The sequence below is a fragment of the Streptomyces sp. NPDC017993 genome (assembly GCF_044328065.1).
Taxonomy (GTDB): domain Bacteria; phylum Actinomycetota; class Actinomycetes; order Streptomycetales; family Streptomycetaceae; genus Streptomyces.
On sequence record NZ_JBIRGO010000011.1, the window covers coordinates 1 to 16,374 of the forward strand.

Here is a 16,374-nt window from a genome sequence, read left to right on the forward strand (position 1 = left end):
TCCCGGCGGCCGGTCACCGTGCCATCGGCGACGGCGACCTCGGAGAGCTGGGTGACCTGCGGCACGTTCAGCCGCTCGGCGAGCAGCGCGGGCAGTACACCCATCGTGCCGTCGGTGGAGGCCATACCGCACACGACCAGGTCGTAGCCGGTCTTCTCGATGGCCTTGGCCAGTACGAGGGAGGTGCCCAGGGCGTCGGTGCCGTGCAGGTCGTCGTCCTCGACGTGGACGGCCTTGTCGGCGCCCATCGACAGGGCCTTGCGCAGCGCGTCGTTGGCGTCCTCGGGACCGACGGTCAAGACCGTGATCTCCGCGTCGTCAGCGGCTTCCTTGATCTGCAAGGCCTGCTCGACGGCGTACTCGTCGAGCTCCGAGAGGAGGCCGTCCACGTCGTCACGGTCGACGGTCAGGTCCTCGGCGAAGTGCCGATCGCCGGTGGCGTCGGGCACGTACTTCACACAGACAACGATCCTCAAGCTCACGCCGGCTCTCCTACCTGCTTCGTCTCTTCAGAACTGCCTTGTGCTGGCAGCATAGGCGCCTGTTGGGGCGGCTCCCGGTCGGATGCGGTTCCCCACGCCGACCGCCATATTACTCGCCAGTACATACAGTCTCGTGCCCCGAATCAAGGCCGTCGAACTGTGACCTTGCCAACGACCCCGACCCGGCGACGACGAAGCGGAAAGGGAACCTCTCAGTCCCGCAGCGCGTTGAAGCGACCCTGGTGGTACAGCAGCGGCCTGCCGGGCCCCGCGGGGTCACCGAGGGTGGGCTGCGCGAGCACGATGCGGTGATCACCGGCCGGCACCCGCGCGACGACCTTGCACACCAGCCAGGCGAGTACACCGTCGAGGAGCGGCACTCCCTCGGGCCCGGTGTGCCAGGAGGTGGCAGGACCGAAACGGTCCGCTCCGCTGCGGGCGAAGGTGGCGGCCAGCTCCTGCTGGTGCTCGCCGAGTATGTGGACGCCGACGTACTCGGCCTCGGCGACCACGGGCCAGCTGGAGGAGCCGGTACCGATACCGAAGGAGAGCAGCGGCGGCTCCGCGGCGACGGAGGTGAGTGAGGTGGCGGTGAAACCGACCGGCCGGGAGCCGTGCGCGGTGATCACCGCGACGCCCGCGGCGTGCTGCCGGAAGACGGAGCGCAGAAGTTCGGGGGTGGCGGTGCGAGGCGTGCCGAGGTCGGGCGAGGCCGTCATGGAGTTGTCCTTCTGAGGTGGTGTACGAACCCGAGCGGAGCCGCCGACAGCCGTGCAGCTACCGGCAGCGCTGATGTCGTCGCTGCTCACACGCTCGGACAGCGCGCGCTGGCGGTCCGCAGAAGGTCCACGTGCGCGCGTCCGTACAGAAGGATTACTGGCCGCATCACGTCAGAGTGACGATGTGTGACCCACAGCGTCAAGTGGTGCCCATCATCTGGGAGATCAATCACGGACGGCAGCGCCCAGAGCGGCGATGACGTCGGCTTTTCGCGGCTGTCCTGACGCGCGGCGCACCACCGCGCCGTCCGCGTCGAGCACCAGAACGGTCGGGGTGGCCCGGATCTTCAGCGTCCGCACGAGGTCCAGGTGGGCCTCGGCGTCGATCTCGACGTGTGCCACTCCCGCGACCATGTCGGCGACCTCGGCGAGGGTGCGGCGGGTCGCCCGGCAGGGCTGACAGAAGGCGCTGGAGAACTGCACGAGGGTGGCGCGCTCGCCGAGTGGCGTGCCGATCTCCGCGGCGCCCAGCCGCTCGCCCGCATCCCGCCCTTGCACCGTCCGTCTCCCTCCAGCCGCCTGCCGCTTGCTGTTTGTCGCCTGCTGCTCGTCCTGACCGCCGCCGGACGCGTCCCGCGTCCCGCGCGAGACGCACCGTACGTCCGGTCATCGCCGGGTGCAGCACTCAGCGGACCGTAATGATTCCCGGTCGGGCTCCATCCTCTTCGCACCGGCACCGTCCTGGAGGCGGGTGTACCGTCAGCGGCGGCGGTCACGCGGACGACTTGAGCCTTCACGTGACGAGAATCTCCCGGCCGCAGCGGCTCACGCGGTAGCCGCCGGGGCCGTCATCGGGCACGATCTCCCGAAGGCCGCACACTTACGGCTGCGTAGGTTTCCGCCGGGAGAACCCTCCCCAGGCACAGAGAAGGGGTCCCCCGATATGGCAGAGCTCGTCTATCCCCCGGTGATCGGTGCGGCCCGCACCGTCTTCAAGTCGCTCGACCTGAAGTTCGACATCGCCGGGGCGGAGAACATCCCGCGCCGCGGCGGCGCGGTGCTGGTGAGCAATCACATCGGTTACCTGGACTTCGTCTTCTGCGGTCTGGCGGCGCGGCCGGCCAAGCGGCTGGTGCGTTTCATGGCGAAAGAATCGGTTTTTCGGCACAAGGTGTCGGGGCCGCTGATGCGGGCGATGAAGCACATCCCGGTCGACCGCGCGCAAGGCATGCACGCCTACAAGCACGCCCTGTCCGCACTGCGTTCGGGCGAGATCATCGGTGTCTTCCCCGAGGCGACGATCTCGGAGTCCTTCACGCTGAAGAACTTCAAGTCCGGTGCGGCGCGGCTGGCGCAGGAAGCCGGTGTGCCGCTGCTGCCGATGGCGCTGTGGGGCACCCAGCGGCTGTGGACCAAGGGGCACAAGCGCGACCTGGGCCGTAACCACTTCCCGATCACGATTCGGGTGGGCGAGCCGATGGAGGCCGATCCGGCCGAGCAGGCCGAGAAGGTCACCGACCGGCTGCGCGCCCGGGTGCAGGACCTGGTGGAGGCGGCGCAGCGCGCCTACCCCGTGCGCCCCCGGGGCCCCGAGGACACCTGGTGGGTCCCCGCTCATCTCGGCGGCACCGCACCGGCCGCTCCCGGCAGCATCGCGTAAGGGCACACAAGCCCGTCAGCTTCCCCGCGGCCCAGGAGCCGCCCCAACGGCGCTCCTGGGCCGAGGAGTTTCCCGCCGCCGAACCCGCGGGAGCGCCGTGTGCCGGCAGTGTCCGCGACACCTGGGTCGGGCCGTACGCCCGGGTCACCGGTGGCGGACGTCGCCGATCTCGATCCGCGCCTCGGGGCACGCCTTGTACAGCGCCTCGGCGAGTTCGGCGCCCGCGGTCGTCAGCTCCGCCGCCGTCATGGGAGCCATTCCCTCCAGCAGGAACAGCGCGCTCACGGACCGCTCGGTCAGGCGGGTGCGCACGCCCTGGCGCCAGTTCCAGCGGCGGCAGGTGACACCCTCGTCGTCGCACCAGACCACCTCGCCCGGCTCCGGGTGCTCGATGACCTCAGCGCCGCCCGCCACCGTCACGAACGGCTCCTCGCCGGTGGCGCGTACGAGCCTCATGCCGCCCTGGATGTGGTCCAGGTCCTCGCCGCCCACGGGGAGGAGGTGGGCGACACTGATGGCGTTGTAGAGGTCGACGAGGCGGTTGATTCGCGGCAGGCCGCCGTCCGCTAGGGCCCGCTTGGCGAGCGCCTCGGCGGAGTTGCGGGTGCGTGAGGGCTTACAGCCGAAGGCGGTGTACGCGGCGCGCCAGGCGGCGATGTGCGGGTCGTCCTGGGGAGCCCCGCCGTCCAGACGCTCCACCAGGCGGCGTCCGGCCTCGTCCAGCAGTGCCGAACTGGCCGCGTCGCTCGGCCCGTTGGTCAGACCGTGCGCTTCGACGGGGAGAAAGGCGAAGCCGGGGGCGAGGGCGTGGACGTCGTCGGAGATGTGCAGGGGGCGGGGCATCAGGGCCATTCCTCAGAATTCGGTGGGGAGCGTCTGCCGGAGATGAGGCCCGTCGGCGGCCTCCTGGAGGCATTGGAGCACGGCGGGGTGTGGTTCAGCAAACAGGACCGGGTAGTCCACTTCATTGAACTCCGGTCGCACCGGGAACGCCAGCTGCTCACGGTCCAGGCAGAACTGCGCGTCGACGCCGGGCTTGTTACCCCGGGGGTCCTGCCGCGCCCAGCGCTCCCCGGGGAGCTTGAGCGCGATCAGTCCGTGCAGGACATCGAACTTCTGGTAGCAGAGCGCCGCCGGGATGCCCTCCGCGCGCAGCAGGGCGACCAGCGCGTGCGCCTTCGCGTAGCAGATGCCGGTGCGCTGCGCGAGGACGTCCGAGGCGCGCCAGGTGACCCGCGGATCCGCCGCGTCCATGGAGTGCGGAATGCTGTCGCGGACGAAGGCGAAGGCCGCTTCGGCGTATGTGTATGCATCGGGGGCATCGGCACGCAGCGCGCCGGCCGTCTCCCGGACGAGCGGATGGTCGTGGTCGATGACATCGCCGCACGCCAAGTAGGCAGAAATATCAGGGGTGTCCTGGATCAGCTCCATGACCCGGGAGCGTAGCGATGCGCCCGACCGAATTCCAATGATTTACCGGTCGAGCGCATAGCTATGCAGATAGGAGGGTGCCGGTTGCCCGGCTACCTGGCGATCTCCTCGCGCAGGGCCTCAAGGAATCCGTCAACGTCCTCCTCGGCGGTGTCGTACGCGCACATCCAGCGCACGTCGCCGGCCCGCTCGTCCCAGAAGTAGAAGCGGTAGCGCTTTTGCAGTCGCTCGCTGACGTCGTGCGGGAGCCGCGCGAACACCGCGTTGGACTGCACCGGATACAGGATCTCGACGCCGTCGATCTCCCGGGCACCGGCGGCCAGCCGCTGCGCCATGGTGTTGGCGTGCCGGGCGTTGCGCAGCCACAGATCGCGGGCGAGCAGCGCCTCCAACTGCACCGAGACGAAGCGCATCTTGGACGCCAGCTGCATGGACAGCTTCCGCAGGTGCTTCATCGCGCGCACCGCGTCGGGGTTGACGACCACCACGGCCTCGCCGAAGAGCGCGCCGTTCTTCGTGCCCCCGTAGGAGAGGATGTCGACGCCGACGGCGTTGGTGAAGGCCCGCATCGGGACATCCAGCGACGCCGCGGCGTTGGCTATCCGCGCGCCGTCGAGATGCACCAGCATGCCGCGCTCATGGGCGTGTTCGCAGATCGCCCGGACCTCGTCGGGGGTGTAGACGGTGCCCAGCTCGGTGCTCTGGGTGATCGAGACGACCTGCGGCATGGCGCGGTGCTCGTCGTCCCAGCCGTGCGCCTCACGGTCGATCAGGTCCGGGGTGAGCTTGCCGTCCTCGGTCGGGACCGTGAGCAGCTTCAGCCCGCCGACCCGCTCGGGCGCCCCGCACTCGTCGACATGGATGTGCGCGCTGTCGGCTGCGATCACCGCGCCCCAGCGGTCGGTCACGGCCTGCAGCGCCACCACGTTGGCGCCGGTGCCGTTGAACACCGGGAACGCCTGGGCGCTCTGCCCGAAGTGGCTGCGGATGACGCGCTGGAGGTGCGCGGTGTAGTCGTCCTCGCCGTAGGCGACCTGGTGGCCGCCGTTGGCGAGGGCGATGGCCGCGAGGATCTCCGGGTGGGCACCCGCGTAGTTGTCGCTGGCGAAGCCGCGTACCTGGCTGTCGTGGTGCTGCCGGGCGTCGGTTTTGTCTCCGGTCACGGCTCGGGGGTCAGCCACAGACGCTTTCCATTCACTTCCTGGGCGGGCCGGCTCCAGACCCCGGAGATGGCCTCGGCCAACTCGGTGACGTCGGTGAAGCCCGCGAACTTGGCGTTCGGTCGCTCGGCGCGCATCTGATCGTTGACGAGCGCCTTCACGATCAGGATGGCAGCCGCGGCACGCGGACCGGCCTCGCCCCCCGACTTGCGGAACGCATCTCCCAGAGCGAGCGTCCACGCCTCGGCCGCGGCCTTGGAGGCGGCATAGGCGGCGTTGCCCGCGGTGGGCTTGCTCGCGCCGGCCGCGCTGGTCAGCAGGAAGCGGCCGTTGCCACTGCGTTCGAGGGCCTCGTGGAACGCGAGTGAGGTGTGCTGGACGGTACGGACCAGCAGCTTGTGCAGCAGGTCCCAGTCGGACAGGTCGGTCTCCCCGAAGGACGCAGAACCGCGCCAGCCGCCCACGAGATGCACCAGGCCGTCGATCCGGCCGAATTCCTTCTCGGTGCGGTTCGCCCATTCGCGGGTCTGATCCAGGTCGAGAAGGTCGACCGTGTCACCGATGACGGTGGCCCCGCCGTGCGCGTATCGAGCCGCGTCCACGGCGTCCGCGAGGCGCTCGGGGTTCGAGTCCGAGCCGACGACGATTGCGCCCGCCTCGGCCAGTCGCAGCAGCGTGGCCCGGCCGGCCGGGCCGGCCGCTCCGGCCACCGCGACGACGGCGCCCTCCAGCGGCCCCTGGCCGCCCGTCGAAGTTGTCATCTCCGTCGCCTCCTCAAGCTCCTGGGCGGCCGTCCGGCCGGTGTCCCGGTCGGTACTCACGCCGCCGCCATCGCGTCGCTGTCGGCCGTGATGCCCTTGGTCGAGGCGATCACCGCACGCAACTTCTTGCGCAGCGCCTCGTAGAACATACTCAGCGGGAATTCGTCCGGGAGGACGTCGTCCACGAGTTTGCGCGGCGGCTGGTTCAGGTCGAGGGCATCGGGGCCCTTGGCCCAGACCGAGCCCGGGTGCGGTGCGAGGTAGGTCGAGACGAGGTCGTACGCGGCGAACCAGTGGACCAGCTTGGGCCGGTCGATGCCGTCGCGGTAGAGCTGCTCGATCTCGCCGCACAACTGATTGGTGACCTTGGGCGCGCGCTCCCAGTCGATGTGCAGTGTGTTGTCCGTCCAGCGTACGACGTCGTGCTTGTGGAGGTAGGCGAAGAGCAGCTGGCCACCGAGGCCGTCGTAGTTGCGCACCCGGTCGCCGGTGACCGGGAAGCGGAACATCCGGTCGAAGATCACCGCGAACTGCACGTCACGCGCCTGGGGGTACCCCTCGTCCTCCAGCTTGACCGCCTCCCTGAAGGCGGTGAGGTCGCAGCGCAGCTCCTCCAGGCCGTACATCCAGAACGGCTGGCGCTGCTTGATCATGAAGGGGTCGAACGGCAGGTCGCCGTGGCTGTGGGTGCGGTCGTGGACCATGTCCCACAGGACGAATGCCTGCTGGCAGCGGTCCTGGTCGCCGAGCATCTCGCGGACGTCCTGCGGCAGTTCCACGCCGAGGGTCTCGACGGCGGCCTCGCTGACCCGGCGGAAGCGCGCGGCCTCGCGGTCGCAGAAGATGCCGCCCCAGGTGAACCGCTCGGGAGCCTCGCGCACGGCGATGGTCTCCGGGAAGAGCACCGCGGAGTTGGTGTCGTAGCCGGCGGTGAAGTCCTCGAAGGTGATGCCGCAGAACAGCGGGTTGTCGTAGCGCGTGCGCTCCAGCTCGGCGAGCCAGTCGGGCCAGACCATCCGGAGCACGACTGCCTCGAAGTTGCGGTCGGGGTTGCCGTTCTGCGTGTACATCGGGAACAGGACGAGGTGCTGGAGGCCGTCGGCGCGCTGCTGGGCGGGCTGGAAGGCGAGCAGCGAGTCGAGGAAGTCCGGCACCTGGAAGCCGTCGTCGGCCCAGCGGCGCAGGTCGGCGGCGAGCGCCTGGTGGTAGGCCGCGTCGTGCGGCAGCAGCGGGGCGAGCTGCTCGACGGCGGCTATCACGCGGTCCACCTCGCGGCGGACGTCGTCGGCACGCGGCGCGCCCTCGGCCGCCAGGTCGATGGAGCCGTCCTTGGCCTGCCAGGGACGGATGGTCTCGACCGCGTCCTTGAGCGCGGGCCACGCCGGGTGCTCGACGACGCGGGCCTCGGTGCCCCCCGGGACACCCACAGGCGAAAGAATTTCCGTCATGACTGCCCTCCGGCGGTAGATCGTGTTGTCAGCTCACGGTAACCAACAAAGGATCGCCCGCTCAAGTGGAGGCGGTGAAAATTATTCTGTGGACACCCCCTGGTCACGCACATTTTTCCTGTGACGAGAGGTTCGCGCGACGCTTTCTGCCAGTGATGCCAAGGCTTCCCGCGCTTCCTCCAGCGCATGTGGCAGCGCCATGAACCCGTGAAACATCCCGGGGTGGTGCCCCTCGGTCACCCGCACCCCCGCGCTCCGCAAGCGCGTGGCATATCCCACACCCTCGTCGCACAGCGGATCGCACCCCGCGGTGATCACATGCGCGGGCGGCAGGCCCGCCGGCTCCGCCCGCGCCACGCAGACGTACGGGTCGGCCCGGTCGGTGTCCGGGCCGAGATAGCAGTCCCAGAACCACCGCAGATGGGCCGCGGTCAGGTAGTAGCCGGTGGCGTTGGCCGCGTACGAGGGGGTGTCGGCGGCGGGGTCCAGCATCGGGTAGATCAGCAGTTGCAGGGCCAGCGGCGGACCGCCGCGGTCGCGGGCGCGCAAGGCGGTGCCGGCGGCCAGCCCGCCGCCGGCGCTGTCCCCCGCGACGATCAGGGCGGCGGGATCGTCCCCCAGCTCGGCAAGGTGCGCCGCGGCCCACCGCAGCGCCGCGTAGGCGTCCTCGGCTGCCGCCGGATACTGCGCCTCCGGCGCCAGCCGGTACCCCACGGAGACCACCACCGCGCCGGACTCCCGGCACAGCGCCCGGCAGGTGCCGTCGTGGGTGTCGAGGCCGCAGAGGACGTAGCCGCCGCCGTGGAAGAAGACCACGGTGGGCCGCGGCCCCTCCGCCCCCGCCGGGCGGTAGACGCGTACGGGCAGCGGGGGCGCGCCCGCGGGGCCCGGGATCGTGCGGTCCCGGGCCGATCCGACGCCGGGCGGGAGCCGGTCGCCGACGGGCGCCGCGGCGAGGATCCGGCGGGCCTCCCCGGCGTCGGTGACGGCGCCGCCCAGGTCCGGGAAGACGGCGCTCAGCGCGTCCGCGTACGGGCGGGCGTGCGGGGCGAGCCGGTCGGGGGCGGGCTTCACGTCCGGTCCCCGGTGGCTCGGGCCGCGGCGCGTCCACGGTCCACGGCGAAGTGCGGGATCACCTTTTCACCCCACTGGCGGATGGTCTCCAGGCACGCCTCCTGGGGGACCGTGCCCATCTGGATCAGGCACATGACCTCGTCGGCCCCCGCCGCCCGCAGGCGCTCCACATAGGCGATGGCATCGTCGGCGGTGCCGTAGGCGTGGTCGGCGTGGAAGGTGGCGGTGGACGTCGGGCGGACCGGGATGCGCTGCTCGTTCAGCCGGGCCACGACCTGCTCGGCGGCCCGGCGCAGCTCGGCCGCGGCCTGCGCGGAACCGGCACCTTCCACCACGGCCTCGTCCGGCAGCCCCGCGCCCCCGTACCAGTGGCCGATGGACTGGGCGAAGAAGCGCTGGCCTCGCAGGCCGACGGCGCGCGCCCGCTCGCGGTCGTCGAGCACGATGGTCGGACACAGTACGGAGAAGTGATCGTTGATCTCGGTGGAGACCAGCCGGTCACCGCGCCGCTCGGCGCGCGCCACGTCGTACGCCGTCCGCATCGCGGCGATGGCCTCCGGCCCCGCGAAACCCATGACGAGTGCGCCGATGCCCAGCTCGGCGGCCTGCCGCAGGGTCTCGGTGCGGCTGCACGCGAGGAACAGCGGCGGGTGCGGGGTCTGCCGTGGCCTGGGCAGGATCGGGTGCGGCGGGATGTCGATCAACTCGCCGTGGTACTCCAGCTCTTCGTGCTGCCACGCCTTGCCGATGATGCGCAGCGCTTCCTCCACCTCCTGGGCCGTGCGGTCCCGGTCGACGCCGCACAGCGAGGTCTCCTGCTCGGTCCCGCCGCGCCCGGCACCGAGGTCGAGCCGGCCGCCGGAGAGGAGATCGAGCGTGGCCGCGCGCTCGGCGACCCGCGCCGGGTGGTTGAAGGCGAACGGCATGCAGACCACGCCGTGCCCGACGCGGATGGTGCTGGTCCGGGCCGCCACCCAGGTCAGAAAGATCTCCGGGGCGCTCATGTGCGCGTACCACTTCAGCGAGTGGTGCTCGACGGCCCAGACGCGGTCGAAGTCCATCCGCTCGGCCAGGACGGCCTGTTCGACGCTGTCGTGAAAGAGCTGATGCTCGCGCTCGACCGTCGGATCGGCCAGCTGCGCCTCGAAGATGATGGAGAACTTCATTCCGCCTCCCGGGGGTTGCGTTCCGGCGAACTCCTTATTTCAATCAGGCATATGACTAGTCGTCAGATATCGAAGAAGCAAGGGGTACGACCGCGCGGGCCCACGAAAGGACAGCCGCCCCCGCCCCGGCTGCCGCTCACCGCCTGGGCGGTCCTGGGCCTGCTGTCGTTCCGCGGCGAGCGCACGGGATACGAGCTGAAGAAGTGGGCCGACTCCTCGCTGCGGTTCTTCTACTGGTCGCCCGCCATCAGCCAGATCTACGCGGAGCTGCGCCGCCTGGAGGAGCTGGGCCTGGCCGCCTCCCGGCGCTCCGGTCCGGAGGAGGCACGGGCCACCCGCCGCTACACGATCACCGACGAGGGGCGCGCGGCCCTCGCCGCGTGGGCGGACGGCACCGACGACCCCGGGGCGCCGGTGCTCAAGCATCCGCTCGTGCTGCGTCTCTGGCTGGGCCACCTCGCGGCCCCCGGCACGCTGCGCGCCATGGTCGAACGCCACATCGAGCGGACCCGCGCCGAGCTGGCGGAGGTGCGGGAGGCGCAGCGGCGGGCCGGGCAGGTCGCCGAGTGGGAGTTTCCGCAGGTCGCGCTGGGCTGGAGCGAGCGCCATCAGCAGGCGGAGCTGGACCTGGCCGAAGCCGTGCTCGCGGACCTCGACCGGCTGGCGGCGGAGCGTCGTCAGCGCGGGGAGGAATCGCCCACGCACGGGTGAGCCGATTCCCGGCCGGCCAACGGGACGGGGTCCGTACGGCGCGGTCCCCCGTCCCGCCGGGTAGTGGCCGATGTCCACGAGACGGCCGGTACGGTCACCGGCCGTGCCGCCTTCGGGGGCCTGATTCCGGGTGTGCCGGGTAGGTGTCCCGGGCACACCGCGCGGCCCGTCCGACGACCGGTTCGTCGCGATCCGGGCCCGTTAGGCTGTGCGCCATTTCGTCCAGCCGTTTGTCGAACAGTCGCCATTTCACCGAGCCGACAGAAGCGAGGCAGCCTTGTCCTTTCTCACCATCGGACACCGCGGGATCATGGGCGTGGAGCCGGAGAACACCCTGCGTTCCTTCGTGCGCGCAGAACACGAGGGCCTCGACGTCATCGAACTGGACCTGCATCTGAGCAAGGACGGCGCGCTCGTGGTGATGCACGACGCGGATGTCGACCGCACGACGGACGGCACCGGCCCGATCGCCGAGCGCACCCTCGCCGAGCTGCGTGAGCTGGACGCCGGCCGGGGCGAGCGGATCCCGGTGTTCGAGGAGGTCGTGGACGCGGTCCGGGCGCCGCTGCAGGCGGAGATCAAGGACGTCGCGGCCGCGCAGGCGCTGGCGGAGGTGATGCGGTCCCGCGATCTGGTGGGCCGCGTCGACGTGATCTCCTTCCACGACGAGGCGCTGGCCGCCATCCGCACCCTGCTGCCCGGCGTGCGCACCGCTCTGGTCGGCAGCCGCTACGGGGCGGACGTCGTCGACCGGGCACAGGCCGTGGGCGCGTCGATGCTCTCGCTGAACATCCGCCGGCTCACCCTCGAACTCGTCGAGCGCGCGCACGCCGCGCAGCTGAAGGTGCTGGGCTGGACGGTGAACACCCACGACCACCTCCGGCTCGCGCGCGGCCTGGGCCTGGACGGCGTGGTGACCGATCAGCCCGAGATCCGTCGCGCGGTGCGCTTCACCGCCTGAGCCGGGCCGGGGGCGCCACGGGGTCCGGCGGCCGGGTCGGCGGCTCAGCCGAGCGGCTTGACCAGCAGCTCGAACTCCAGGTCGTCGCGCTGCGGGATGCCGAACCGCTCGTCGCCGTACGGGAACGGGGTCAGCTGCCCGGTGCGCCGGTAGCCGCGGCGCTCGTACCAGGCGATCAGCTCCTCGCGCTGCCGGATGACGGTCATGTGCATCTCGCGGGCGCCCCAGGTGGCTTGCGCGGTCCGCTCCGCCTCGGCGATGATCACCTTGCCGAGGCCGCCGCCCTGCAGTGCGGGGCGCACCGCGAACATGCCGAAGTAGGCGTGGTCGCCGCGGTGTTCGAGCTGGCAGCAGGCGATTAGCTCGCCGTCGCGCTCGGCGATCAGCAGCAGCCCGGTCTCGTTGCGCACCACACCGGCGACGCCCTCGGGGTCGGTGCGCTGCCCTTCCAGCAGGTCAGCCTCCGTCGTCCAGCCGGCCCGGCTGGTGTCCCCGCGGTAGGCCGACTCGATGAGCACGACGAGCTCGGGGACGTCGGTGGCGGTGGCGGTACGGAAGGTCAGCTGGCTGGTGGGCATGGCGGGCGGGTCCTCTCGGGCCGGACGAAGGGCTGCAAGGGAGGCTAACAAGTCGCTTGCCGTCCATGTCAGGGCCTTTCGGCAGCCGGGAAGCCCATACCGGGAGGCCCCATGCCGGCGCCTCAGGGCCGCCGCGCCGCAGCGGGCTCGTCCCGGGACGGGTCCCGGACGCGTGCGGCCCGGCGGCGTAGGGTCCGTGCCATGGTGCAGGTACTGAGCAGCAGGGTGCTTCTGCGGCCGTCGGATCCCGAGCGGTCGCGTGCGTTCTACGGCGAGATGCTGGGTCTGGAGATCTACCGCGAATTCGGCACGGGCCCCGAGCGCGGCACGGTGTACTTCCTCGGCGGCGGGTTCCTGGAGGTCTCCGGGCGCTCCGCGGAGCCCGCCACCGGCACGCTCCAGCTGTGGCTCCAGGTCGCGGACGCGGCGGCCGCCCACGAGGAGTTGGTGGCGCGTGGGGTGGAGGTGCTGCGGCCGCCGGTGCAGGAGCCGTGGGGGCTGATCGAGATGTGGATCGCGGACCCGGACGGTCACCGGATCGTCCTGACCCAGGTGCCGGCGGACCACCCGCTGCGCTACCGCCCCTGACGGCGGCCGTCCGCCGTCCCGTCTCCCGCCTCCAAGCGGCGTCAGCCGCGACGGCGTCCGGTGCCCCGCCCTTACGCGGCCTCGCCTCGCGTGGGCCTGATCGCGTACGCCTGACGGAGCTGTCCGGCCGTCGCCCGCAGGCCGTACATATGCGCACGCACCCGGCTGTGTGCTCCCCAACTGCGCCCGTGCGCTCCCGTGTGCGGTACCCGCGCTGGGCAAGCTGCGGGCAGACGCGATCCGTACGGGTCCCCGGGGAGGTGCGCCGTGCACGGTCCGCCGTTGGTCGGCTGGTTGCTGGTGTTGCTGTGCGCCACCGCCGGCGGCTACTGCCTGGCACAGGCCCGCACCGGTCCGGCCGCCCACCGGGTGGCGGCGCGCGGTGAGGCGTTGATGGGTCTGGGCATGGCGGCGATGGCGCTGCCCGTATCGGCAGTGGTACCGCCGTGGTGGTCCCCGTGGGTGTTCACGGCTGTCTTCGGTGCGGTGGGCCTGTGGGCGCTGGCCCGTCGGCACGGCCACCACACGGTGGGCGCGCTGGCGATGGTCTACATGGCGCTCGCGATGGCGGCAGGCCAGGCCGGCGGCGGGCAGTCGGCGGACCTGACGCACACACAGCACGCGGCACCGGGCGGGGCACCCTTGCTCACGGGGCTGCTACTGGCCTACTACACCGTCTTCGTCCTCGCCGCGGGCGTCCGGTTGGTCCCTGCGGCGGCCGTGGCGGCCGACGGCCCGGTGCCCGCGGCGGCCCCGGGGCGGCCCGCCATGGTGCGGGCGTGCCAGGTGGCGATGGGCATGGCGATGTTCGCGATGCTGCTGACTGTCTGACCTGCGACGAAGGGGCTCCAGCGGCGCACGTTCAGGCCGCCCGCCCAGGAGCGGCGCCCTCCTCGGACGAGGGTGGTGTGCGTCACTTCCCCGGCCCGACCGTACCCACTGGTAGTCGGGCGCTCATAGGCTGGCGCCATGATGGTCCCCCTCGCGCTGATGTTTCTCGGCGTGTTGGCCGCGGCGACGGCGCCGCGGCTGATGGCCCGTTCCGACTGGCCCGACCGCGAGCCGGTGCTCGCCCTGTGGGTCTGGCAGTGCGTCGTCGCCGGTGTCCTGTTGTGCTGTGCGCTCGCCATGTCCCTCAGCGCGGCCGCCGCCTGGGAAGCCGTACGCGGCCCGGTCTTCGGATTCGCCCCGCAGGTGGTCGTCGAGGCGTATGCGCTCAAGGCGCACGGACCGTGGGCCGGTGCGCTGGCCCTTCTCCTGGCGGGTGGCGCCGCATGGACGGCGTTCGCACTGACCCGCGAGGTACGTGCCGTCCGGGCCCGGCTGCGGCACCGCCGGGCCGACCTCCTGCGCCGTTCGCCGCTGCTGCCGGGTGAGGAGCCTTCCGGGGAACGTCTGGTGGTCCTGGAGGGTGACCGACCGGAGGCGTGGTGGCTCCAGCATTCCTCGCCCCAACTGGTCATCACCACCGCGGCGTTGCGCCGCCTGAAGGGGCGTCAGCTCGACGCGCTGATCGCCCATGAGCAGGGGCACGCGCGGGCCCGCCACGACCTTCTGCTGCACTGCGCCTCGGCGCTGGCCGTCGGCTTCCCGCAGATCCCGGTCTTCGCCGCGTTCCGCGACCAGGTGCACCGCCTGGTCGAGCTGGCCGCCGACGATGTCGCCTCGCGGCGTTTCGGTCGGCTGACATTCGCCCTTGCACTGGTCGAACTCAACGAGGACCGCGGGGTGTTCGGCCCCTGCCCGACACAGCTCGCGCAGGTTCCGCAGCGGGTGGACCGGTTGCTGACGCCCGCACCCCGCTTCACCCCCGGCCGCCGGCTGCGGATGACGGCCTGCGCGGCGCTGGTCCCCGCGGTGCCGCTGCTGGTGACCTTCATACCGGGGCTCAGCGCGCTGGCGTAGCACCGCCCGCTGCGTGCCGGGGCTCAGCTCACCGGCATGGCACCCGTCGGCGAGCCGGATGGGCACGGTCGTGGCACGTTCGGCGGTCCATCGGCGAGGATCGGTGTATGGCACCGACGCCGCAGCCCCCCGCCCACACGTCCGCCGCCACTGACACCTCCCCCGCACGCATCCCTGCCGCACCCGCCCCACCGGCCTCTTTCGCCGTCCTGCTGGCGACTGCGGCCGGGTTGCTCGCCGCCCTGGTCGTCCTGCGCTGGGGCCCGCTGATGTCCTTGGACGCGGCCGTGACGAACGAACTACACCGCGTCGCCGTCTCCGCCCCGGGCTGGACGCGGCTCAACCGCCTGTTCAGCGACTGGGTGTGGGACCCCTGGGCGATGCGCGCGCTGCTCGCGGCGGCGGTCTGGTGGCTCCTGCGCCGTGGTGAACGCCGGATCGCCTGGTGCGTGGCGGGCACCGCGCTCGCCGGTACGGCGCTGCAACAGGCGCTGAAGGCACTGGTCGACCGGGACCGTCCCTCGTGGCAGGACCCCGTCGACCACGCGCATTACGCCGCGTTCCCCTCCGGACACGCCATGTCCGCGCTGGTCGCCGGCGCCTTGCTGCTGTGGCTGCTCCGGCTGCACGGCGCGCGCCCCCTGTGGCGGTGGACCGCCGGTGCGGTGGCCTTGGCATCGGTGGTCGGCGTCGGCTTCACCCGCGTATACCTGGGCGTGCACTGGGTCTCGGATGTCGTCGGCGGCTGGCTGCTGGGCGGCGCCCTGGTGGCCGGGGCGGCGAGCGCGTACCGGGCCGCGACACCCGCCACCCTCGACACGGTGACCGGAGCGGGAACGGGCTCGGGAGCGCGGTCGGGCACGGGCACCCGGACAGGTACAAGGGCAGATCGCTGACGGCGCCCCGGGCGGACCCGGCACGCGGCAGGATGGCGGCATGACCACGATCAAAGGCGTGCTCTTCGACTTCTCCGGGACGCTGCTGCGCATCGAGTCCGCCGAGTCCTGGCTGCGCGCGGCCCTGACCGCGTCCCGTACACCCATGGCCGAGGCCGAGATCCCCCGCCGGGCGGCCGCCCTGGAACGGGCCGGCGCCCTGCCCGGCGGAGCCACGCCGGAGGAGATCCCCGCCGAACTGGCGGCCCTCTGGCGGATCCGCGACCGCGACGCCACCCACCATCGCGACCTGTACACCGGCCTGGCCCGCCAGGTCCCCCTCCCCCGGCCGGAGTTGTACGACGCGCTCTACGACCGCCACAAGACGGCGGATGCCTGGATCCCCTACCCGGACGCCGCCGAGGTGCTGGCGGAGCTCCACCGGCGCGGCATCCGCACCGCCGTGCTCAGCAACATCGGCTGGGATCTGCGACCGGTGTTGCGCGCCCATGGCCTGGCTCGGTACGTCGACAGCTTCGTCCTGTCCTACGAGCACGGCATGCAGAAGCCGGACCCACGGCTCTTCAGCCTGGCCTGCGACGCCCTGCAACTCCCCCCGGCCCAGGTCCTGATGGTGGGCGACGACCGCGCCGCGGACGGCGGCGCCACAGAGGTCGGCTGCGCCTTCATGCCGGTCGACCACCTGCCGGTACACCGGCGCTCCGACGGCTTGCGGCCGGTACTGGACCTGGTGGGCTGAAGGGGGGCGGGCCCGCCGCCGGGCCGCGTGCGGGCCGTTCCGGCGGCGGCGCACGGCCGCCGCCCGTGACCCGGTGGCCCGGTGACCCGCCTACG

At 71.8% G+C, this 16,374-nt stretch carries 19 protein-coding genes; 8 read left to right on the forward strand and 11 right to left on the reverse strand.

The window, feature by feature from the left end; genetic code table 11:
- The 3 genes from ACH4FH_RS20935 to ACH4FH_RS20945 form a co-directional block, all read right to left on the reverse strand.
- The coding region (locus ACH4FH_RS20935) for an electron transfer flavoprotein subunit beta/FixA family protein (RefSeq protein ID WP_398557379.1) at window positions 1-482 on the reverse strand (482 nt) is incomplete at its 3' end.
- 212 nt (window positions 483-694) lie between these two features.
- Window positions 695-1,201: a flavin reductase family protein gene (locus tag ACH4FH_RS20940; protein WP_398557380.1), complete on the reverse strand. Its 507-nt coding sequence runs from the start codon at window positions 1,199-1,201 to the stop codon at window positions 695-697.
- A 225-nt stretch (window positions 1,202-1,426) separates the two neighbouring features.
- Window positions 1,427-1,759: a thioredoxin family protein gene (locus ACH4FH_RS20945; RefSeq protein WP_398557381.1), complete on the reverse strand. Its 333-nt coding sequence runs from the start codon at window positions 1,757-1,759 to the stop codon at window positions 1,427-1,429.
- A 385-nt stretch (window positions 1,760-2,144) separates the two neighbouring features.
- Between ACH4FH_RS20945 and ACH4FH_RS20950 the strand changes: the two genes are divergently transcribed.
- Complete coding sequence (locus tag ACH4FH_RS20950) at window positions 2,145-2,861, forward strand: lysophospholipid acyltransferase family protein (RefSeq protein ID WP_398557382.1); 717 nt, start codon at window positions 2,145-2,147, stop codon at window positions 2,859-2,861.
- 144 nt (window positions 2,862-3,005) lie between these two features.
- Here the strand turns inward: ACH4FH_RS20950 and ACH4FH_RS20955 are convergent, their stop codons facing one another.
- The 7 genes from ACH4FH_RS20955 to ACH4FH_RS20985 form a co-directional block, all read right to left on the reverse strand.
- Window positions 3,006-3,704 (reverse strand): B3/4 domain-containing protein, encoded by a 699-nt coding sequence (locus ACH4FH_RS20955; RefSeq protein WP_398557383.1) that lies wholly within the window; start codon window positions 3,702-3,704, stop codon window positions 3,006-3,008.
- Window positions 3,705-3,716: 12 nt separating this feature from the next.
- Window positions 3,717-4,292 carry a transglutaminase family protein gene (locus ACH4FH_RS20960; protein ID WP_398557384.1) on the reverse strand — a complete coding sequence of 192 codons (576 nt, stop codon included), beginning with the start codon at window positions 4,290-4,292 and terminating at the stop codon, window positions 3,717-3,719.
- A gap of 92 nt (window positions 4,293-4,384) precedes the next feature.
- Window positions 4,385-5,455, reverse strand: coding sequence for a threonine aldolase family protein (locus ACH4FH_RS20965; RefSeq protein ID WP_398557385.1), 1,071 nt, complete (start codon window positions 5,453-5,455; stop codon window positions 4,385-4,387).
- Window positions 5,452-6,213, reverse strand: a complete 762-nt coding sequence (locus tag ACH4FH_RS20970) for an SDR family NAD(P)-dependent oxidoreductase (protein WP_398557621.1) — start codon at window positions 6,211-6,213, stop codon at window positions 5,452-5,454. The genes ACH4FH_RS20965 and ACH4FH_RS20970 overlap by 4 nt, the downstream gene beginning before the upstream one ends.
- 56 nt (window positions 6,214-6,269) lie before the next feature.
- Window positions 6,270-7,661, reverse strand: coding sequence for a DUF6421 family protein (locus tag ACH4FH_RS20975; protein ID WP_398557386.1), 1,392 nt, complete (start codon window positions 7,659-7,661; stop codon window positions 6,270-6,272).
- Between the two features lie 81 nt (window positions 7,662-7,742).
- Window positions 7,743-8,735: an alpha/beta hydrolase gene (locus tag ACH4FH_RS20980; RefSeq protein WP_398557387.1), complete on the reverse strand. Its 993-nt coding sequence runs from the start codon at window positions 8,733-8,735 to the stop codon at window positions 7,743-7,745.
- Window positions 8,732-9,901, reverse strand: a complete 1,170-nt coding sequence (locus ACH4FH_RS20985; protein WP_398557388.1) for an LLM class flavin-dependent oxidoreductase — start codon at window positions 9,899-9,901, stop codon at window positions 8,732-8,734. The genes ACH4FH_RS20980 and ACH4FH_RS20985 overlap by 4 nt, the downstream gene beginning before the upstream one ends.
- A gap of 51 nt (window positions 9,902-9,952) precedes the next feature.
- Between ACH4FH_RS20985 and ACH4FH_RS20990 the strand changes: the two genes are divergently transcribed.
- Both ACH4FH_RS20990 and ACH4FH_RS20995 read left to right on the forward strand, forming a co-directional pair.
- A complete protein-coding gene (locus tag ACH4FH_RS20990; RefSeq protein ID WP_398557389.1) occupies window positions 9,953-10,612 on the forward strand; it encodes a PadR family transcriptional regulator in 660 nt (219 codons plus the stop codon).
- Window positions 10,613-10,889: 277 nt separating this feature from the next.
- Window positions 10,890-11,573: a glycerophosphodiester phosphodiesterase gene (locus tag ACH4FH_RS20995; RefSeq protein ID WP_398557390.1), complete on the forward strand. Its 684-nt coding sequence runs from the start codon at window positions 10,890-10,892 to the stop codon at window positions 11,571-11,573.
- 44 nt (window positions 11,574-11,617) lie between these two features.
- Here the strand turns inward: ACH4FH_RS20995 and ACH4FH_RS21000 are convergent, their stop codons facing one another.
- Window positions 11,618-12,151 (reverse strand): GNAT family N-acetyltransferase, encoded by a 534-nt coding sequence (locus tag ACH4FH_RS21000; protein ID WP_398557391.1) that lies wholly within the window; start codon window positions 12,149-12,151, stop codon window positions 11,618-11,620.
- Between the two features lie 201 nt (window positions 12,152-12,352).
- Between ACH4FH_RS21000 and ACH4FH_RS21005 the strand changes: the two genes are divergently transcribed.
- The 5 genes from ACH4FH_RS21005 to ACH4FH_RS21025 all read left to right on the forward strand — a co-directional run bounded on the left by ACH4FH_RS21005 (window position 12,353) and on the right by ACH4FH_RS21025 (window position 16,279).
- A complete protein-coding gene (locus ACH4FH_RS21005) occupies window positions 12,353-12,739 on the forward strand; it encodes a VOC family protein (RefSeq protein ID WP_398557392.1) in 387 nt (128 codons plus the stop codon).
- A gap of 267 nt (window positions 12,740-13,006) precedes the next feature.
- Window positions 13,007-13,570: a DUF5134 domain-containing protein gene (locus ACH4FH_RS21010; protein WP_398557393.1), complete on the forward strand. Its 564-nt coding sequence runs from the start codon at window positions 13,007-13,009 to the stop codon at window positions 13,568-13,570.
- Between the two features lie 138 nt (window positions 13,571-13,708).
- Window positions 13,709-14,644 carry a M56 family metallopeptidase gene (locus ACH4FH_RS21015; protein WP_398557394.1) on the forward strand — a complete coding sequence of 312 codons (936 nt, stop codon included), beginning with the start codon at window positions 13,709-13,711 and terminating at the stop codon, window positions 14,642-14,644.
- Between the two features lie 107 nt (window positions 14,645-14,751).
- Window positions 14,752-15,540, forward strand: a complete 789-nt coding sequence (locus ACH4FH_RS21020) for a phosphatase PAP2 family protein (protein WP_398557395.1) — start codon at window positions 14,752-14,754, stop codon at window positions 15,538-15,540.
- Window positions 15,541-15,580: 40 nt separating this feature from the next.
- Complete coding sequence (locus ACH4FH_RS21025; protein ID WP_398557396.1) at window positions 15,581-16,279, forward strand: HAD family hydrolase; 699 nt, start codon at window positions 15,581-15,583, stop codon at window positions 16,277-16,279.
- Window positions 16,280-16,374: the final 95 nt, after the last annotated feature.